The following is an 18,004-nucleotide window of genomic DNA, read 5'->3' on the forward strand; positions in this document are numbered from 1 at the left end:
TTGATCAGGCCGTAGAGGCCAGCGCCGCGTTGTAGTGCGCGAGCATTCGTTCGACGAGCACCAGGCCGGCCGGGCTGTGGAGCGGGACTGAGTCGTTGCTGTCGAGGGTCGGGTGGCGGGGGTAGGCGGGGTCGGTGGTGAGCATCCAGGCGAAGCGGTCTTCGTTGTGACGGCATCGATACGTCAGTCCAGCGGCCGAGGGCGCCGCGGTCAGCAGTGCGCGTGCCCAGGATCGGGTCTGCACGTAGTCGGAGGGATCACATTTGGTGAGCCAGGTGTCCTGCCCGACGGCGGACAGGTGCGGGCCGTGCAGGGCGATCACGGTGATGTCGGTGGTGACGGTGAGTCGGCTCAGTACGCGGCCTGAGACCTGGGCGCGAGGAATCAACCGAGGCCGTGCGGTTACCGCCAGGTTCCGGCACAGGGTTTCTGCGACGGCCGCCTCGGGCGAATCGCCGAGGTAGGTGTAGGCGTAGTCGCCGGTAAGGCTGTCGAATCGGGCGCCGCCGGGAATTGCGGGCTGCGGAGTCGGATTCATCGCATTGGCAGCGTATTTTTCGTGGTGGATCCGCCACAGTTCGGTGCCTGCCCGGAGGGGCACCAGGACGGGCTTTCCGGTCAGGCCGGGTGGCGGTGGTGCTGCGGGCACCGGGTCAGTCCGCCAGCAGGTCGTGGGCGATGGCGCGGATCCGATCTTCGTGACCGCCGGCCGTAGCGAGATCAGCAGGCGATTGCCCGTCCTCGAGCCATCCTGATGGGCTGAGCCACCAGGAGCTCACCCCCCATGGGTCGTGCTTGGCGTCGAGAAGCTGATTGACTTCGGAGACGATGGGCCGGACCTTCGCCGTGGCGGCGTCGAACTGGAAACTCGGGTGGAGGAAGCGTCCGCCGATCTCGTATCCGACGATGTCGCCGCGTTCGCGTAGCCGGCTGGCCGGGCTGCGCCGGTTTTTGTCACGGGACTGCAGGACCTCGGCGATATCGTTCGCCTCGAGATGGGGGTGCTCGAAGATCTGTTGCCGGGCAGACGTTTCGATCCGGGCCCGCGTGACGGCCTCTGTCACTGTGTGCGTGGGGACAGCCGAAGCGATGGAGGCGCTGAGGGTGGGCCCTGAGGCGACAAGTGAGAGCAGGGCGTCGCGGACCGAGCTCATCGACTCGCGACGGTCGACTTCGCGGGCAAGAAGGGTGAAAAACGCGCCATCGGGCAGGGCGCGCAGTTCTGCGTCGAGATCGTGATCGATGCTCATGTCGGCCTCCTGTGGTGCGACAGTAACAACATCGTACCTCTTGTCGTTTCTGTCGCAGGGTGGCAGATAGTTCCGCATCGAGTGCGCAGTTGTCGTCGCTCCTTCTCGAAGAATGCGACGACAACTGCGCACTCGATCGAGGGTCAGCGGACGGGGCCGGTCTCGAGCGTCAGGTCGGTGGAGTGCGATGCCCCTGTCTCGTCGATCCACTCGACACGTACTTGATCGCCCGGGCGAAGCCGGCCGAGTGCGTCCTCGAGGTCGGCGGTCGAGGAGACCGGCGTACCGTTGAAATCGACGATCACAGAGCCTGTTTCGATCCCCGCATGGTAGGCGGGGGAGTCGTACGACACCCACAGGATCTCGGCGCCCCGGTCGCCGCCGTCGGAGCGGGCGGTGGTGACGCTGACACCGAGGTGCGGGGTGGGGCCCACGTGGACGGTGTCGGAACCGACCCCGCTGCGCACTTGTTCGAGCACGTCGAGTGCTTCGCTGATGGGTACGGCGTACGCCTCGGGTGAATCGCCGGTTTCGATCCCGATGATTTCTGTTTCGTCGCGGTAGACCGAACCCGCGGTATTGACTCCGACCACCACACCGAATGCGTCGACGAGGGGTCCACCCGAATCGCCGGGCCGGATCGCCGCGTCGGTCTGGAGCATGCCGGTGAGCCGGTGGCGCGAACCGTCGGTCGAGTCGCGCACCACGACGTTACGGTCGTGCGCGACGACCGTGCCCGGTGCCGCGACGACCACACCGCCGCCGTCGGCATTGCCGAATGCGGTGACGGGGGATCCGACCTCCGGTGGCGCCTCGGCCAGGGCGGCGACCGGCAGATCGTGTGCCGCGCCGAGTTGCAGGACCGCGATGTCGCGGGTGCGGTCGTAGCCGGTGACGGCGACGTCGTAGATCAGTCCGGTTGCTGGACTGACTGCGGTGATCTCGGTGGCGCCGCTCACGACGTGATGATTCGTCAGTGTCACGCCGTCGGGGGTGAGGACGATTCCTGTGCCGGCAACCCCGCTCCACCCGCGGTGCGCGTCGATGTTGACCACCACCGACTCGGTGCGGGAGACGAGTTCGTCGAACGACAGGGACGGCAGGGGTAGCGGTGGTGCGGGCGCCGCGACGGGTGCAGGCGGGGGTGTCTCGACCTCGACGACGGCGGGTGCGCTCACCAGGAGACTCGCGGTGGCAGCGAGCGCCACCAGCAGCACCGACCCGCCGCGTCCGGTCACGTCGCGTGGGCCTCCGCCTCCAGATGGTCGACGAGTTCGCGTGCCGCCGCGCGCCCTGCGCGGTTGGCGCCGATGGTGGACGCCGACGGACCGTACCCCACCAGATGGATTCGAGGATCACCTTCGACCCGGGTTGCGAGCCGGCCGGTCAGTGTGATCCCGCCGCCCGCGTTGCGCAGGTTCAATGGTGCGAGGTGGTCGAGGGAACTGCGGAAGCCCGTGCACCACAGGATGACATCGACGTCGAGTTGTGATCCGTCGGGCCATTGCACGCCGGTCTCGGTGATCTCGGAGAATATCGGCTGCCGCTCGAGAACGCCGCGCTCGCGGGCGGCTCGGATCGCCGGGGTGACGGGTAGTCCGGTGACGGAGACGACGGAGCCGGGCGGTAGGCCGCGTCGTACTCTGTTCTCGACGAATGCCACTGCAGCCCTGCCGATCTCGGGAGTAAAGTCCTCGTCGCGCCACGCGGGTTCGCGTCGCGTGGTCCAGGAGGTTCTCGTGACACGGGAGATCTCGTCGAGCAGTTGCACCGCCGAGATGCCGCCGCCGACGACCAGTACGTGTCTGCCGACGAACTCGTCGGCGGAGCGGTAGTCCTTGGTATGCAACTGCCTCCCGCGGAAGCGAGTCGCTCCGGGATACCAGGGGACGAAGGGGTGTTCCCAGGTTCCGGTGGCGTTGATGATGCCTCTGGCGGTGAATATCCCGGAGTCGGTTTCGACGCGCAGGTGGTCGCCGCGGTCGCAGACCACCGTGGCCTGGACCGGGCGGTGGATCGGGAGTTCGAACCGCTTCTCGTAGTCCGCGTAGTACTCGGGCACCGCTGTGGACGCGGGGGCGAGACCCGACCCGGATCCGGCGATGTCCTCGAATGCGGACCCGGGAAGATCGTGGATGCCGTTGACGGTGCTCAACGTCAGTGACGGCCATCGGTGCTGCCATGCTCCGCCGGGTCCGTAGGAGCGGTCCAGGACGACGAAACCGGTTTCCGGGGGAACACCGAATCGGCGCAGGTAGTACGCGGAGGAGAGCCCCGCCTGCCCGGCGCCGATCACGACGACGTCGACGGCCTTCGTATCGGCCGCGGTGCCCTCGGGCCTCATCGAACCCCTCCCCGTCGACTCTCGTGTATTCAATGATGCCTCGCAAAGCGGGGGCGTGTGCGGCAACGGTGCAGGGAGCCGGGTCGACGTCCGGTACGCCGGATTCGTGATGGTGCTCCGGCCCAGTAATGTGATATCACTTTAATATCTTAAAGGTATCGAGAGGGAGCTTCATGGACACACCGGACACATTCACAGTCGAGCGACCGGGTCGCTCGTTCAACGGCTGGGTCGTGCTCGTCGCAGGCCTCGTCGTGGGGCTCGCCGCGATCGGACTGATCGTGTGGGGCGCGATCGAGGTCGACGTGCCGCTGATCGTCATCGGTGCGGTGGTCTTCGTCGTCGCCACCGTGCTCCTCACCGGGTTGATATTGGTGGAGCCCAACGAAGCTCGCGTTCTGCAGCTGCTCGGTGGGTCGTACTCGGGCACGTTGCGCGAACCCGGTCTGCTGTGGATGAACCCGCTCAACTCGCGCCACAAGATCACCACCCGCATCCGCAACCATGAAACGGGAAGGGCGAAGGTCAACGACGCCGACGGCAACCCCATCGAGATCTCCGCGATCATCGTCTGGCAGGTCGAGGACACCGCCCGCGCAGTGTTCGACGTCGATGACTTCGAAGAATTCGTCGCGGTCCAGACCGAAGCCGCCGTCCGCCACGTGGCAGGCAGCTACCCGTACGACGGCCCCACCGAGGTGATGTCGCTGCGTCAGAACGCCGACGAGATCACCACCAGGTTGTCGGAGGAGGTCCACGAGCGGGTGCAGTCCGCGGGGGTTCGCATCATCGAAACCCGCATCAACCAGCTCGCCTACGCACCGGAAATCGCACAGGCCATGCTGCGCCGCCAGCAGGCCGGCGCGGTGATCGCAGCGCGCGAGCAGATCGTCCATGGCGCCGTCACCATCGTCGGCAGCGCGCTCGACCGGCTCGTGGCCGAGAACACCGTCGAACTCGACGAAGAACGTAAGGCCGCGATGGTCTCCAACCTCCTCGTCGTCCTCTGCGGCGACCACGGTGCGCAACCCGTCGTCAACGCGGGCTCGCTCTACCAGTAGGACGATGGGGCATGGCCGAACGTAAGAAGGTGCTGCTGCGGCTCGACCCCGCGGTCCACGACGCGCTCGCGCGATGGGCGTCGGACGAGTTGCGCAGCACCAACGCGCAGATCGAGTTCGTCCTCCGTCGTGCCTTGACCGACGAGGGACGGATGCCTCGGGATGCCGGGCAGATCCGCAGGCCTGGTCGTCCCCGCGCCGACGAGGAGGAATGACCGGGATTCCCGATGTGGGGGAGAACAGTTCGAACCGCCCACATCCGCGTTCCATTGCGGATAGCTTGTCCGGAGGCGCCTCGCCGATAAGACGGGGCGTCTCGGTCACGAGGTCAAGAGGTACGCCGTGAGTTTGTGGGGCTACATCCAGGGACGTGAGGAGACCTTGCTGTTCCTGACCTACCAACACGCCTCCCTCGCGTTCCAGACCGTGCTGGTGGGCAGCCTCGTCGCGTTGGCGATCGGCATTGCGGTCTACCGCCTTCCGGTGCTGTCCTCGCTCACACTCACCGGCAGCCGCGTGGCGTTGACGATCCCGTCGCTTGCACTGCTTGCGCTGCTGATCATTCCCTTCGGACTCGGTGTCACGCCGTCGTTCGTGATGCTCGCCTTCTTCGCGGCGATGCCGGTGATCGGCAGTGCCGTTGTGGGCCTGCGGTCGGTGTCGCCTGCGGTCGTCGAATCAGCGCGGGGAATAGGACTCGCGCGGTGGCGGATACTCGCGTTCGTCGAATTGCCGATCGCGTGGCCGGTCATCCTCAGCGGAATTCGCGTCTCGACCCAGATGGTCGTCGGTGTCGCGGCCATCGTCGCCTACGTCCTGGGTCCGGGCCTCGGATCCTTGATCTTCAACGGTCTGTCCCGACTCGGCGGTACCAACGCCGTCGAGATGGCCTTGACCGGAACCATTCTCGTCGTCGTCGTGGCGTTGGTCTTCGATGCCCTCCTCGTCCTGCTCGGACGCCTTACCATTTCGAAGGGGCTGTGATGACGAGCGACCGCACCACCCCCGAGGTCGTCGCAGGTGACGGGTCGGATCGGCGTATCACCGGAGAATCGATCCGACTCGACGGCGTGGTCAAACGCTATCGGGGCCAGACGAAGCCTGCGGTCGAGCGGCTGGACCTCGAGATCGCCGCGGGCGAGATCGTGGCCTTCGTCGGACCCTCGGGATGCGGCAAGACCACGACGCTCAAGATGATCAACAGAATGATCGAACCGACCGAAGGTCGCATTCTCATCGGCGACCGGGACGTCACCGGAGAGAACCCGGACCGGCTCAGGCAGTCGATCGGATACGTGATCCAATCGGGAGGACTCTTCCCGCACTGGTCGGTCGCGAAGAACATCGGCGCAGTTCCCCGGGTCCTGGGGTGGAGCCGTAAGCAGATCGCGGAACGCACCGACTATCTTCTCGAACTCGTCGGACTCGAGCCGCAGACGTACGCCGACCGGCTACCCAAGGACATGTCCGGTGGCCAGCAGCAGCGGGTGGGCGTCGCGCGGGCACTCGCCGCCGATCCGCCGGTGTTGCTGATGGACGAACCGTTCGGCGCGGTGGATCCGCTCACCCGAGTACGTCTGCAGGACAGCCTTCTCGCCATCCAGCAAGAACTGGGAAAGACGATCGTCCTGGTCACACACGATTTTCAGGAGGCGACGAAACTCGGCGACAGGGTGTTGATCCTGTCGGAGGGTGGCCACATCGAACAGTACGCGCCCCCCTCCGAAATTCTCGCCGACCCCGCGACTCCGTTCGTCGAGGAATTCGTCGGGTCGGGCGCCACCCTCGCACAGTTGACGCTGGCGCGAGTCCGGGATGTCGACTACGAGCCCGTCGTCACGGCCACCGTCGGGGAGGCGGCCCAGCAGGTGATCGATCGGGCTCGCGCTGCCGGCCACGATTGGATCGCGGTGGTGGACTCACGTGGACGGCCGCGTGCCTGGCCGACTCTCGCCGAAGTCGCCACGAAGCCGCAGATATCCGACTTCGTCGACGTGCGGCTTCCAGTGGTGAGTGCGTCGTCCACACTGAACGACGCGCTCGACATGATGCTCGCCGCGAGTCAGGGCGGTGTTCTCGTCACGGACGGTCGCGGCGTGGTGCAGGGCGCACTGAGAATCGGCACCGTCATGGCGGTGATCCGCGCATACACGGCCGAGGTGCGTTCGGGCGACGAGGCGTCGTACACCTCGCACGAGGAAGGTGCCGACCGCGAACCCGGCGGTGGTCCGGTGCGGGGGGCGCGATGAACCGCACCCGGCGTGTGCCGGTGGACGTCTGGGTCGAGCCACTGATCATTGTCGTCATCGGTGCCGGCTACGCGTATTGGTACCTGACGTCGTCGTTCACGGACACCGAGCAGGCCGCCCTCGGGTGGGGCAACTTACGCGCGACCATCATGGACCACATCGTGCTGACGGTGGTGGCAGCGGTGATCGTGATCGTGATCGCCGTGCCGCTCGGGATCCTCCTGAGCCGCGACTCGATGCGCTGGCTCAATCCGGTGGTCGTCAACGCGGCGAACGTCGGGCAGGCTGCCCCGGCAGTGGGATTGCTCGTCCTGTTCACGATGTGGCTCGGCACCGGATTCCGGACCGCGGTGATCGGACTCGTCGTATACGCGATCCTTCCGATTCTCCAGAACACGATCGTCGGCCTGCGGCAGGTGGATCGGCGGGTGGTCGAGGCGGCGCGAGGTATCGGCTTCTCCAGCACACGAACCCTGGTCCGTGTCGAGCTTCCGCTCGCAGTACCCATCATTCTCAACGGTATTCGGACCGCGCTGGTGATCCTCGTCGGAACCGCCACCCTCAGCACGTTCATCGGTGCACCGAGTCTGGGAACGCTCATCACCACGGGCGTGACGTTGTTCCTTCCCGCTCTGCTCATTTCGGGTGCAGTCCTGGTCGCGCTCCTCGCGATGATCATCGATTGGCTCGGCCGGCTGGTCGAGCTCGCCGCGACCCCCCGAGGCCTCGCATGAAACCGCACGCTGTTCGCCTTCTTCTCCTGGTCGTCAGCGTGGTCGTTCTCGGTGCGTGCGGCCTGGTCAGCTCCTCGGGAACGTATCGGAGCGCTGCTCTCCCGGATGGGAGCGAACCCCTGGCCGGTGCGTCGGTGACGGTTTCGTCCAAGAGCTTCACCGAGGGCGTCGTTCTCGGCAAGATCACCGCCACCTACCTCGCGGCGGCCGGTGCGGACGTCGCCGATCTCACGGGTGCGCCCGGGTCGGCGTCGTCGCGCCAGGCGCTGCTCAACGGTGACGTCGACATCGTCTGGGAATACACGGGCACCGGATGGGTGACCTATCACGGACAGACCGAGACGATCGCCGATCCGCGTGAACTCTGGGAGCGGGTGCGTGAGCTCGAGGAACAGCAATACGACCTCGTGTGGCTACCGCCGGCGAATTTCGACAACACCTACGCGTTCGCCGCGTCGTCGCCGACGGCCGAGCGTCTCGGCGTGCAGAGTCTCGAGGACATCGCAGGCCTGCCTGTCGCGGAACGCACGTTCTGTGTGGACGACGAGTTCTTCAGTCGTCCGGATGGTTTCGTTCCGATGCTCGATGCCTACGGGATCCCGTTGAACGACCCGAACGGAGTTCCCGCAGACAACGTGACCAGGATGGATGCGGGCGTGATCTACACCTCCACCGCGGCGGGCGAACCCTGCAACTTCGGCATGGTCTACACCACCGACGGACGGATCAAGAACCTCGACCTCGTCGTCCTCGAAGACACTCGGGAGTTCTTCCTGCCCTACAGCGGGACCGCGGTCATCCGCGGTGAGGTCCTGGCCGAATACCCGGAGATCGCGGAGCTCATGGGCACGTTGTCTGCACGGCTGACCGACGATGTGATGCGGGACCTCAACGGCAAGGTCGACATCGAGGGGCAGGAGCCCTCCGAGGTCGCGTACGAGTGGTTGATCGCCGAGGGCCTGATCTCCTAGAACGAACGACGCGAACGCAACCGGACAGGTGAGAATTCGCTGGTCGATCATGATCATGCCTACTACTGTCGTTGGGGTGATGGCGTCATGCTGATTCGTCTGATCGCCGCGTACCTGCCGCGATATCGCGTCAACGTCGCGGCGGTGGTGATCCTGCAGTTCGTGGCAACGGCCGCGATGCTCTACCTGCCGACTCTCAACGCCGACATCATCGACAACGGTGTCGCCAAAGGCGACACCGGATACATCCTGCGTATCGGTGGCTGGATGTTCGTGGTGACGTTCGTGCAACTGGTCTGCATGATGTGGGGTCAGTACTTCGGTGCCCGCGGTGCACTTGCCGTGGGACGCGACCTCCGCCACGATCTGCTGCACCGGGTGAACACCTTCTCGGCACGTGAAGTCGGCACGTTCGGTGCGCCGTCGTTGATCACCCGCACGACCAACGACGTGCAACAGGTCCAGCTCCTGCTGGTGATGAGCTCGTTCATCCTGGTTACGGCGCCGATCATGTGTATCGGCGGGATTGCCATGGGGATTCATGTCGCGGCGCCCATGGCGTGGGTGCTCGCGGTGGCAGTGCCCGTTCTCGGTGTCACCATGGCCCTGATCATCCGGGTGATGGTCCCCGGTTTCCGAGTGATGCAAGCCCGACTCGACAGCGTCAATCGGATCCTGCGGGAGCAGATCACGGGAATCCGCGTGGTGCGCGCATTCGTCCGGGAACGACACGAGGCCGACAGGTTCGAGGTCGCCAACGACGAACTCGCAGACGCGAGCCTGCGGGTCGGGCGGATGATGGCGTTGATGTTCCCCGTGGTCATGGGAATCACGAACGTGACCATCGTTGCGATCATCTGGGTCGGCGGGCACGAAATCTCCGACGGCAGCGTGGAGATCGGTGCCCTGAGTGCAATGATCAGCTACGTCATGCAGATCATGATGTCGGTCATGATGGCGTCGTTCCTCGCGATGATGGCTCCCAGAGCGACCGTGTGCGCCGAACGGATCGGTGAGGTCCTCGCCACCGAGACGTCGGTGGTGCGTCCGGCAAAGCCGGTCGGGTTCGCCCTGGATCCGGCCACCGTCGAGTTCCGCGGCGCGCAGTTCCGCTATCCCGGTGCCGACAGCCCGGTGGTGGACGGCATGTCGTTCCGTGTCGCACCCGGCACCACCACAGCGGTCATCGGATCGACGGGGTCGGGCAAGACGACCCTGATCGGATTGGTGCCGCGCCTGATCGACGTCACCGACGGGTCGGTTCTGGTGGGCGGCATCGACGTCCGGAATCTCGACCCCGACGCATTGCGGGCGGCGATCGGGCTGGTCCCACAACGCGCGTACCTGTTCTCCGGCACCGTCGCCTCCACTGTGCGCTACGGGAAACCGGATGCCACCGACGACGAGGTCTGGGAGGCGCTACGTATCGCGCAGGCCGAAGACTTCGTTCGCGCGATGCCGCAGGGCCTCGACACGCCGATAGCCCAGGGCGGCACGACGGTCTCGGGTGGTCAGCGGCAGCGCCTGGCGATCGCGCGGGCAGTCGTCCGCAGGCCGTCCATCTACCTGTTCGACGACGCATTCTCTGCGCTGGACCTGTCGACAGACGCGCGCCTGAGATCCGCGCTACGCCCCGCGACCACCGCCTCTGCGGTGATCATCGTCGCGCAGCGGGTGTCGACGATCATGGATGCCGACCAGATCGTGGTACTCGACCGCGGACGAATCGTCGGGTTGGGGCGGCACGACGAACTACTCGACTCGTGCGAGACCTACTCCGAGATCGTCCGATCGCAGCTCGCCGTCGAGGAGCGGTCGTGACCGGCCCGGGCGGCAGGCAGCCGCTGGGTGCGCCGGTGCAGAAGCCTCGCTCGTTCGTGCCGTCCATGAAACGGCTACTGCACCTGCTGGTGTCGTATCGCGGCTTCATGATCGTGATCCTGACCGCGACCGTCGGATCAGTGATTCTCACGGCGATCGCCCCGCGGATCCTGGGGCACGCCACCGACCTGATCTTCAACGGTGTCATCGGCCGGATGCTCCCGGCAGGCACCACCAAGGATCAGGCGGTCGCCGACCTTCGAGCACAGGGACAGGACACGTTCGCCGACATGGTCGGCTCGATGGACCTCACCCCCGGTGTCGGCATCGACTTCACTGCAGTCGGGCAGGTGCTGCTGACGGTTCTCGCCCTGTATGTGGGGTCGGCACTGCTCGCGTGGGTCGGTGCCTATCTGCTCAACATCGTCGTCGTCGGCACGATCAAGCGCTTGCGTTCCGATGTGGAGGAGAAGGTTCATCGCCTGCCCCTGCACTACTACGACACGACACCGCGCGGGGATCTGCTCAGCCGAGTCACCAACGACCTCGACAATCTGTCGCAGAGCCTGCAGCAGACCGTCTCGCAGGCACTGAACTCGGTGCTCACTGTCATCGCGATCCTGATCATGATGCTCTCCATCTCACCGCTGCTCACGATCATCGCGCTGGTGGCGATCCCACTGTCGATCCTCGCGACCGTCCTGATCGCCCGGCGTTCCAAACCGCACTTCTCTGCGCAATGGTCGTCGACCGGCAAACTCAATGCGCAGGTCGAAGAAGCGATCACCGGGCACGAACTGATGCTGGCGTTCGGTCGGCAGCAGGAAGTCGAGAACGAGTTCGACACCCGCAACGACAAGCTCTACAACTCGAGTTGGCGCGCCCAGTTCATCTCCGGTCTGGTCCAGCCGGCCATCATGTTCCTGGGCAACCTGAACTTCGTCGCGGTGGCCGTCGTCGGCGGACTCCAGGTCGCGTCGGGCTCGTTGAGTCTCGGGTCGGTGCAGGCGTTCATCCAGTACTCGCGGCAATTCACCCAGCCGCTCGCCCAGATCGGGTCCATGGTCAATCTGCTGCAGAGCGGAGTGGCCTCGGCCGAACGGATCTTCGACATCCTCGACGCCGAGGAACAGAGCTCCGATCCGGAAGACCCGCAGACCCCGGCGACCAACAGCGGACGCATCGACTTCGACGACGTGTCGTTCCGCTACGTTCCCGACAGGCCGCTCATCGAGAACCTGACGCTGGTGGCCGAACCCGGGCACATGGTCGCGATCGTCGGACCGACCGGCGCGGGCAAGACCACCCTCGTCAACCTCATCATGCGGTTCTACGACGTCGACTCGGGGACGATCCGCGTCGACGGTGTGGACTCCCAGCGCATGACCCGCGACGATCTGCGCGAACGCACCGGCATGGTCCTGCAGGACTCCTGGCTGTTCGGCGGCACCATCTACGAGAACATCGCCTACGGCGATCCGAGTGCTTCCCGAGAGGAAGTGATCGAAGCCGCCGAGCTGAGCCACGTCGACCATTTCGTACGGTCGCTACCCGACGGCTACGACACGATGCTCGACGAGGAAGGCGGAGGCGTCAGCGCCGGGGAACGGCAGCTGATCACAATCGCGCGGGCCTTCCTGGCCAAGCCGGTCGTGCTCATCCTCGACGAGGCGACCAGTTCCGTCGATACCCGCACCGAACTGCTCATCCAGCAGGCCATGGCGACGCTGCGCACCGACCGGACGAGTTTCGTCATCGCACACCGTCTCTCCACGATCCGTGACGCCGACGTCATCGTCGTCATGGAGGACGGACACATCGTCGAGCAGGGAAGCCACGAGGAGCTCCTCGCTGCCCGCGGTGCCTATTACGACCTGTACATCAGTCAATTCACCGGCCCTGTCGAGACGGTGGACAGCACTGAACAGTCGACGGTCGTCGAGCACGGCTGATCGAGCTCGCTGCCGAATGACCGGTCAGCGCCGGCTCGATGCAACCGACAGCACCGCCTCGGTGGGAAGCCGCGGCGTCGGTGCGGGCCTGCCTTCGGGCACGGCTGTCCCGATTCGGATCAGTGCCTGCGGACAACCGCCGTCGGGCGTGACTCCGGCGATGATCTCTCGGCTACCCGGCAGCTCGGTCACATGGGTCAGAGGGCATGTCGACAAGCCGTGCACCGTCGCTTCGAGGAGCAGTTCCGAGAGCAGCCTGCCGGCGGCCAGCCACGAGTGCCGCTCGTCGGCCGAGGTGCTGACCAGCAGGACCGTCGAGGCATCGTCTTCGGCCGGGACTCCCTCCGGGGTGGTTCTACTGCCCGCGGGGAAGCGGCGCCCGACGTCGACCCGGGGATGTTGTTCCGTGGTCACCAGTGCTTCGGGCGGGATGCCGGTGGTCTTGGTGGTGTGCCCCGCCCACCAGCGCAGCTCCTCCTGGTACGAGGTGTCGTAGCGGCGGAGGGCGGCGCTGCGCTCGGTCGCGTCGGCCAACACCGAACGTGCTTCGGGAGACAGGACGGTCACCTGCGCGGCGCCCGTCCCGGCTCTCGACGCGATGCTCCGGGTGATGGCCGTGTCGGGCGTTCCGAGCGGTCGCCGGTCGGAATAACGGCGCCTGATCGCCGCGACGAGATCGAAATCGTGTGACGCGGGCCGGGCGCCGTGTCCGAAACGGACGGTGGCGAGATGATCGGAATGTGCGCCGTCGGGAAGTCGTCGGACGTCGGTCGACCATTTCAAGGCCGTGAACGCGACCTCGAGGTGATGCAGGGCCGCGCCGCAGCTGAGGACGAGCTGCCTGCCCGAAGGGTCGGTGGCCGCGAGCATCCGCGTCGCGTCGGCGTGCAGGTCGAGTGCCCCGGTCTCGTATCGCCAGTGCCACGGCTGACTGTTGTGCACCGAGGGTGCGCGGCACGCGAGATCCACGGCCATACGCACCACGTCGGAATCGGGAATGCGGGTGCTCATCAGCGCTCCGTCCTCGTTCGACAGGTCGGGCCTTGTCCCCATTGTTCGCTGTCGGCGTCGTCGGGTCCAGGGACAATGGTCATCGGTTTCAACACCGCACGCGGTGGTGGGATGATGCGGATGCCCGAGTCGAACAGGATGGGGAAGTGATGATCGGAATCAGCCGCGACGGTGCCGTGTTGACGGTGGAACTCCAGCGTGAGGAACGCCGCAACGCGCTCACCACACAGTTGTGTGTGGAGATCCGCGAGGCCGTGGAGAAGGCCGTGGAAGACGACGCACGAGTTGTCGTGATCACCGGACGCGGTACGTCGTTCTGTGCGGGTGCCGACCTGTCCGGCGATGTGTACGCGGAGGGATTCACCGAGAGTCTCGCCGAGTTGCTCCGCACGATCGTGGAGGCGCCGCTCCCGGTGATCGCCGCCGTCAACGGTCCGGCGATCGGTGCGGGAACCCAGCTGGCGCTCGCATCCGATCTGCGCGTGGTGGCTCCCGGCGCAAGATTCGCGGTGCCCGCGGCGAAGTTGGGGATCTCGGTGGATCGGTGGACGGTGCGGCGGCTCGCGTCGCTCGTCGGTGGTGGTCGTGCCCGCACGGTGATGCTCGCGTGCGAGGCGATCGAGGCCGACGACGCGTTGGCCCACGGCCTGGCCAACAAGATCGGCGATCTGGCGGCTGCCCAGTCGTGGGCGCAGGAGATCGCGAAGCTCGCACCGCTCTCGATGCACGCGCACAAGCTCTTTCTCAACGACGACGGAACTCGCCGCGACCCCACCGCCGAACAGCAGGCGGCAGCTGCCGCGGCGTGGCTCAGCGAGGACGCGCAGGAAGCGCGCCAGGCGCGGGCCGAACGTCGCGACCCGATCTTCCGCGGCCGATGAACATCGGGCGGATGGCCTCCTCTGCGGCTGCGGGCGCAGGGCTCGTGTGGTTGGCGCGCGCGGCACACGGATTGCCCGCGTCGATCGGTGCCTCGGTTGCCGACATCCGCCCGTACGCAGCGGGATCGCCGCAGTACCGCGAGGGGCGCTTCCACAATTCCGAGCCCGCGCAGGCTCTCGGCCCCGAGGCAGGCGGTGGGTTCGTCAAGGACCTGGTCGCCCGTGGTTCCCGCGGAACACCGCAGGGTGAAGTCCCCATCGCCCCGTACGTGGCGCCGGTCGAGGCAGCGCCGCTGGCAGTGACCTGGCTCGGGCATTCGAGCGTCCTGATCGAGATCGACGGGTATCGGGTGCTCGCAGACCCCGTGTGGAGCGACAGGGTGTCGCCTTCGGCGACGGTCGGTCCGATGCGTCTGCATCGCATGCCGATGGAACTGTCGGTGTTGCCGCCGATCGACGCGGTGATCATCTCGCACGATCACTACGACCACCTCGATCGCTTCACCGTCGAATCGCTCGCGGCAACACAACCCCGGACCAAGTTCCTCGTGCCCGTCGGGGTGGGAGCGCATCTGCGGAAGTGGCGGGTACCCGAGGATCGCATCGTCGAACTCGACTGGGACGAACACGCCGAGATCGACGGACTGAAGGTGACCTGCACCGAGGCCCGCCACTTCTCGGGCCGCGGTCTGCAGCGCAACATCACGTTGTGGTCGTCGTGGGTGCTCACCGGGCCTTCCCATTCGGTGTTCTTCGGCGGTGACAGCGGATACACCCGCCGCTTCGCCGACCTCGGCGAGAAGTACGGGCCGTTCGACCTGACACTTCTCCCCGTCGGGGCGTACGACCTACGGTGGCCCGACATCCACATGAACCCGGAAGAGGCGGTGCGCACCCACCTCGACCTCGGCGGAACCGAGCGCCGTGACAGCCTCCTCGTGCCGGTGCATTGGGGCACGTTCAACCTCGCGTTCCACGCATGGTCGGAACCGATCGCCCGTCTGTTGCCTGCAGCGCAGGAGAACAATGTCGCGACGGCCGTCCCGATGCCGGGGCAGCGGGTGGACGTGTCTCGGCCGCGTGCGGACCAGCAGTGGTGGGTCGACCTCGGCTGATTTCACCTCCGACCTCGGCCACAACAGCATGGAGGAATGCGCGATCAGCTCCGGCAGGGTTGTGCACCAGAGGGCACTGAAAAAAATGTCGGCTCACGGCATAGCCTGATCGGCATGACAGCAGACGAGCCCACCGTGACGTTAGGGCCGGGTGAGACGATCGAGACCGACGCGACGCATGTCGCGAACGGGCTGACGACCGAGCAGATCGCCGAACGGGTCGCGCGGGGCGAGACCAACGACGTTCCCGACAGGGCGTCACGGTCGGTCAAGGACATCGTGCGCGCCAACGTGTTCACGCGCATCAACGCGATCCTCGGTGTGCTCTTCCTGATCGTGCTGTTCACCGGGTCGATCATCGACGGCATGTTCGGGCTGTTGATCATCGCGAACAGCGGGATCGGCATCATCCAGGAGGTGCGTGCCAAACGCACACTCGACAAGCTTGCGATCGTCGGGCAGGCCAAACCGGTGGTGCGCCGAAACGGCATGTCCGCAGAGCTGTCGCCGCGCGAGGTGGTGCTCGACGACATCATCGAACTCGGCCCCGGCGACCAGCTCGTGGTCGACGGGGTCGTCGTCGATGCAGCAGCACTCGAACTCGACGAATCGCTGCTCACCGGCGAAGCCGACGCGATCGACAAGACACCGGGCTCGACGGTGATGTCGGGCAGTTTCGTGGCGTCGGGCAGCGGTGCGTACCGGGCGACGAAGGTGGGACGCGATGCGTATGCGGCCCGGCTCGCGGACGAGGCCAGCAAGTTCACGCTGGTGCATTCCGAACTCAATGCCGGGATCAACAAGATCCTGAAGTTCATCACTTACCTGATGATTCCCGCGGGCCTGCTCATCATCTACAACCAGTTGTTCTCGAGCGGTGAGGCACTCGGGCCGGCGCTCAGCGGTATGGTGGCCGCGCTCGTGCCGATGGTGCCCGAAGGGCTCGTGCTGATGACGTCGATCGCGTTTGCGGTGGGCGTGATCAGGCTCGGACGCCGACAGTGTCTCGTGCAGGAACTTCCCGCCATCGAGGGTCTCGCTCGCGTCGATGTCGTGTGCGCCGACAAGACCGGCACACTCACCGAGAACGGAATGCGGTTGGCGGACGTCGTTCCCGCCGACGGCACCGATCTCGATACCGCACGTGCGGCGCTCGCGGCGCTCGCTGCAGACGATCCGCGACCGAACGCGAGTGTGCTCGCGATCGGCGAGGCGTTCCCGGACGGTCCGGGATGGGGGGAATCGACTGCGGTCGCGCCGTTCTCGTCGGCGAAGAAGTGGAGCGGGCAGTCCTACGGAAACCACGGCAACTGGCTGCTCGGTGCGCCCGACGTGTTGCTCGACCCCACATCCGATTTCGCGTTGAAGGCGGAGGAGATCGGAGCGAAGGGCTTGCGGGTGCTGCTGCTCGCCTCGGGCGACCGTCCCGTCGACGACCCCGATGCTCCCGGCACCGTGACACCTGGAGCGTTGGTGGTGCTCGAGCAACGGATCCGGCCCGACGCGCAGGACACTCTCGAATACTTCGCAGGTCAGAAGGTCGACGTCAAGGTGATCTCCGGCGACAACGCCGTATCGGTGGGTGCGGTCGCGTCGTCGCTGGGACTTCAAGGCGGTGACCGTCCGATCGACGCCCGCACGTTGCCCGACGACCCGACCGAACTTGCCGAGACCGTCGGATCCGCAACGACATTCGGACGCGTCCGACCGGATCAGAAGCGTGCGATGGTGGCCGCCCTGCAGTCGCGGGGACACACCGTCGCGATGACCGGCGACGGTGTCAACGACGTGCTGGCGCTCAAGGACGCCGACATCGGGGTCGCGATGGGATCGGGCAGCCCGGCGACCCGATCTGTTGCGCAGATCGTCTTGCTCGACAACAAGTTCGCGACCCTGCCGTACGTGGTGGGGGAGGGGCGCCGCGTGATCGGCAACATCGAACGCGTCTCCAACCTGTTCCTCACCAAGACCGTGTACTCGGTGTTGCTGGCCTTCCTGATAGGTGTGTCGGGGGCGCTGTCGCAGGTTTTCGATTTCGAGCCGTTGCCGTATCCGTTTCTTCCGCGACACGTGACGATCGCGGCGTGGTTCACCATCGGTATCCCGGCGTTCCTGTTGTCGCTCGCACCGAACAACGAGCGTGCGCGGTCGGGATTCGTGTCGCGGGTGATGCGTCTGGCGATCCCGTCGGGCGTGGTGACCGGTGTGGCCACGTTTGTCTGTTACGTGCTCGTCTACGGCGGGCCGGATCAGACCGAAGAGCAGAAGATCCAGGCCGGGACGTCGGCGCTGATCACGCTGATCATGATCGCGCTGTGGGTTCTGGCTGTGGTGGCACGCCCGTACCAGTGGTGGAAGATCGTCTTGCTGACCGGTTCGTTGCTCGGCTACGTCGTGTTGTTCTCGGTTCCGGCCACGCGCGAATTCTTCGCGCTGGACCCGTCCAACGTTGCCTATTCGACGATCGCGGTGACGTGCGGTGCGATCGGTGTGGTGCTCGTCGAGGTCATCTGGTGGGTCTCGGGGCGCCTGCACGGCGAGCACCGGCGTCTGTTCGCAGCCCCGGACGACCTGCTCCCGGGAGTACACTGACCGTCGACCGCTGCCTGGATTCG

General features: G+C 66.0%; 16 protein-coding genes. 11 read left to right on the forward strand and 5 right to left on the reverse strand.

Annotated features, from left to right (window positions below; all coding sequences use genetic code 11):
• Positions 1–4: 4 nt before the first annotated feature.
• From ACFWB0_RS04480 to ACFWB0_RS04495, 4 genes are all read right to left on the reverse strand, one after another.
• A complete protein-coding gene (locus ACFWB0_RS04480; RefSeq protein ID WP_378489224.1) occupies positions 5–649 on the reverse strand; it encodes an RES family NAD+ phosphorylase in 645 nt (214 codons plus the stop codon).
• Positions 650–653: 4 nt separating this feature from the next.
• Positions 654–1,250: a hypothetical protein gene (locus tag ACFWB0_RS04485; RefSeq protein ID WP_378489225.1), complete on the reverse strand. Its 597-nt coding sequence runs from the start codon at positions 1,248–1,250 to the stop codon at positions 654–656.
• A 143-nt stretch (positions 1,251–1,393) separates the two neighbouring features.
• Positions 1,394–2,488, reverse strand: a complete 1,095-nt coding sequence (locus ACFWB0_RS04490; RefSeq protein WP_378489226.1) for a S1C family serine protease — start codon at positions 2,486–2,488, stop codon at positions 1,394–1,396.
• A complete protein-coding gene (locus ACFWB0_RS04495) occupies positions 2,485–3,594 on the reverse strand; it encodes an NAD(P)-binding domain-containing protein (RefSeq protein WP_378489227.1) in 1,110 nt (369 codons plus the stop codon). The genes ACFWB0_RS04490 and ACFWB0_RS04495 overlap by 4 nt, the downstream gene beginning before the upstream one ends.
• A 173-nt stretch (positions 3,595–3,767) precedes the next feature.
• On the opposite strand from ACFWB0_RS04495, the gene ACFWB0_RS04500 reads away from it, so the two are divergent.
• The 8 genes from ACFWB0_RS04500 to ACFWB0_RS04535 all read left to right on the forward strand — a co-directional run bounded on the left by ACFWB0_RS04500 (position 3,768) and on the right by ACFWB0_RS04535 (position 12,382).
• Positions 3,768–4,655, forward strand: a complete 888-nt coding sequence (locus ACFWB0_RS04500) for an SPFH domain-containing protein (protein ID WP_378489228.1) — start codon at positions 3,768–3,770, stop codon at positions 4,653–4,655.
• A gap of 11 nt (positions 4,656–4,666) precedes the next feature.
• Positions 4,667–4,870, forward strand: a complete 204-nt coding sequence (locus tag ACFWB0_RS04505; protein ID WP_378489229.1) for a hypothetical protein — start codon at positions 4,667–4,669, stop codon at positions 4,868–4,870.
• Positions 4,871–4,997: 127 nt separating this feature from the next.
• Positions 4,998–5,639: an ABC transporter permease gene (locus ACFWB0_RS04510; protein WP_378489230.1), complete on the forward strand. Its 642-nt coding sequence runs from the start codon at positions 4,998–5,000 to the stop codon at positions 5,637–5,639.
• Positions 5,639–6,904: an ATP-binding cassette domain-containing protein gene (locus tag ACFWB0_RS04515; protein WP_378489231.1), complete on the forward strand. Its 1,266-nt coding sequence runs from the start codon at positions 5,639–5,641 to the stop codon at positions 6,902–6,904. Before ACFWB0_RS04510 ends, ACFWB0_RS04515 begins: the two co-directional genes overlap by 1 nt.
• Positions 6,901–7,638 (forward strand): ABC transporter permease, encoded by a 738-nt coding sequence (locus tag ACFWB0_RS04520; protein WP_378489232.1) that lies wholly within the window; start codon positions 6,901–6,903, stop codon positions 7,636–7,638. The genes ACFWB0_RS04515 and ACFWB0_RS04520 overlap by 4 nt, the downstream gene beginning before the upstream one ends.
• Positions 7,635–8,609, forward strand: a complete 975-nt coding sequence (locus ACFWB0_RS04525) for a glycine betaine ABC transporter substrate-binding protein (RefSeq protein ID WP_378489233.1) — start codon at positions 7,635–7,637, stop codon at positions 8,607–8,609. The genes ACFWB0_RS04520 and ACFWB0_RS04525 overlap by 4 nt, the downstream gene beginning before the upstream one ends.
• A gap of 87 nt (positions 8,610–8,696) precedes the next feature.
• Positions 8,697–10,430: an ABC transporter ATP-binding protein gene (locus ACFWB0_RS04530; protein ID WP_378489234.1), complete on the forward strand. Its 1,734-nt coding sequence runs from the start codon at positions 8,697–8,699 to the stop codon at positions 10,428–10,430.
• Positions 10,427–12,382 carry an ABC transporter ATP-binding protein gene (locus ACFWB0_RS04535; RefSeq protein WP_378489235.1) on the forward strand — a complete coding sequence of 652 codons (1,956 nt, stop codon included), beginning with the start codon at positions 10,427–10,429 and terminating at the stop codon, positions 12,380–12,382. The genes ACFWB0_RS04530 and ACFWB0_RS04535 overlap by 4 nt, the downstream gene beginning before the upstream one ends.
• A 24-nt stretch (positions 12,383–12,406) precedes the next feature.
• On the opposite strand, the gene ACFWB0_RS04540 is transcribed toward ACFWB0_RS04535, so the two are convergent.
• Positions 12,407–13,393, reverse strand: a complete 987-nt coding sequence (locus ACFWB0_RS04540) for an Acg family FMN-binding oxidoreductase (protein ID WP_378489236.1) — start codon at positions 13,391–13,393, stop codon at positions 12,407–12,409.
• Between the two features lie 149 nt (positions 13,394–13,542).
• Here ACFWB0_RS04540 and ACFWB0_RS04545 point away from each other — a divergent pair, with 149 nt between their 5' ends.
• The 3 genes from ACFWB0_RS04545 to ACFWB0_RS04555 all read left to right on the forward strand — a co-directional run bounded on the left by ACFWB0_RS04545 (position 13,543) and on the right by ACFWB0_RS04555 (position 17,981).
• Positions 13,543–14,274, forward strand: a complete 732-nt coding sequence (locus ACFWB0_RS04545; RefSeq protein ID WP_378489237.1) for an enoyl-CoA hydratase — start codon at positions 13,543–13,545, stop codon at positions 14,272–14,274.
• The gene (locus ACFWB0_RS04550) at positions 14,271–15,389 is read left to right on the forward strand and encodes an MBL fold metallo-hydrolase (protein ID WP_378489238.1); all 1,119 of its coding nucleotides are present in this window, start codon (positions 14,271–14,273) and stop codon (positions 15,387–15,389) included. The genes ACFWB0_RS04545 and ACFWB0_RS04550 overlap by 4 nt, the downstream gene beginning before the upstream one ends.
• A gap of 114 nt (positions 15,390–15,503) precedes the next feature.
• Positions 15,504–17,981, forward strand: coding sequence for an HAD-IC family P-type ATPase (locus ACFWB0_RS04555; protein WP_378489239.1), 2,478 nt, complete (start codon positions 15,504–15,506; stop codon positions 17,979–17,981).
• The last annotated feature ends 23 nt before the right edge of the window (positions 17,982–18,004 follow it).

The organism is Rhodococcus sp. NPDC060086 (genome assembly GCF_042730275.1).
Lineage (GTDB): Bacteria > Actinomycetota > Actinomycetes > Mycobacteriales > Mycobacteriaceae > Rhodococcus.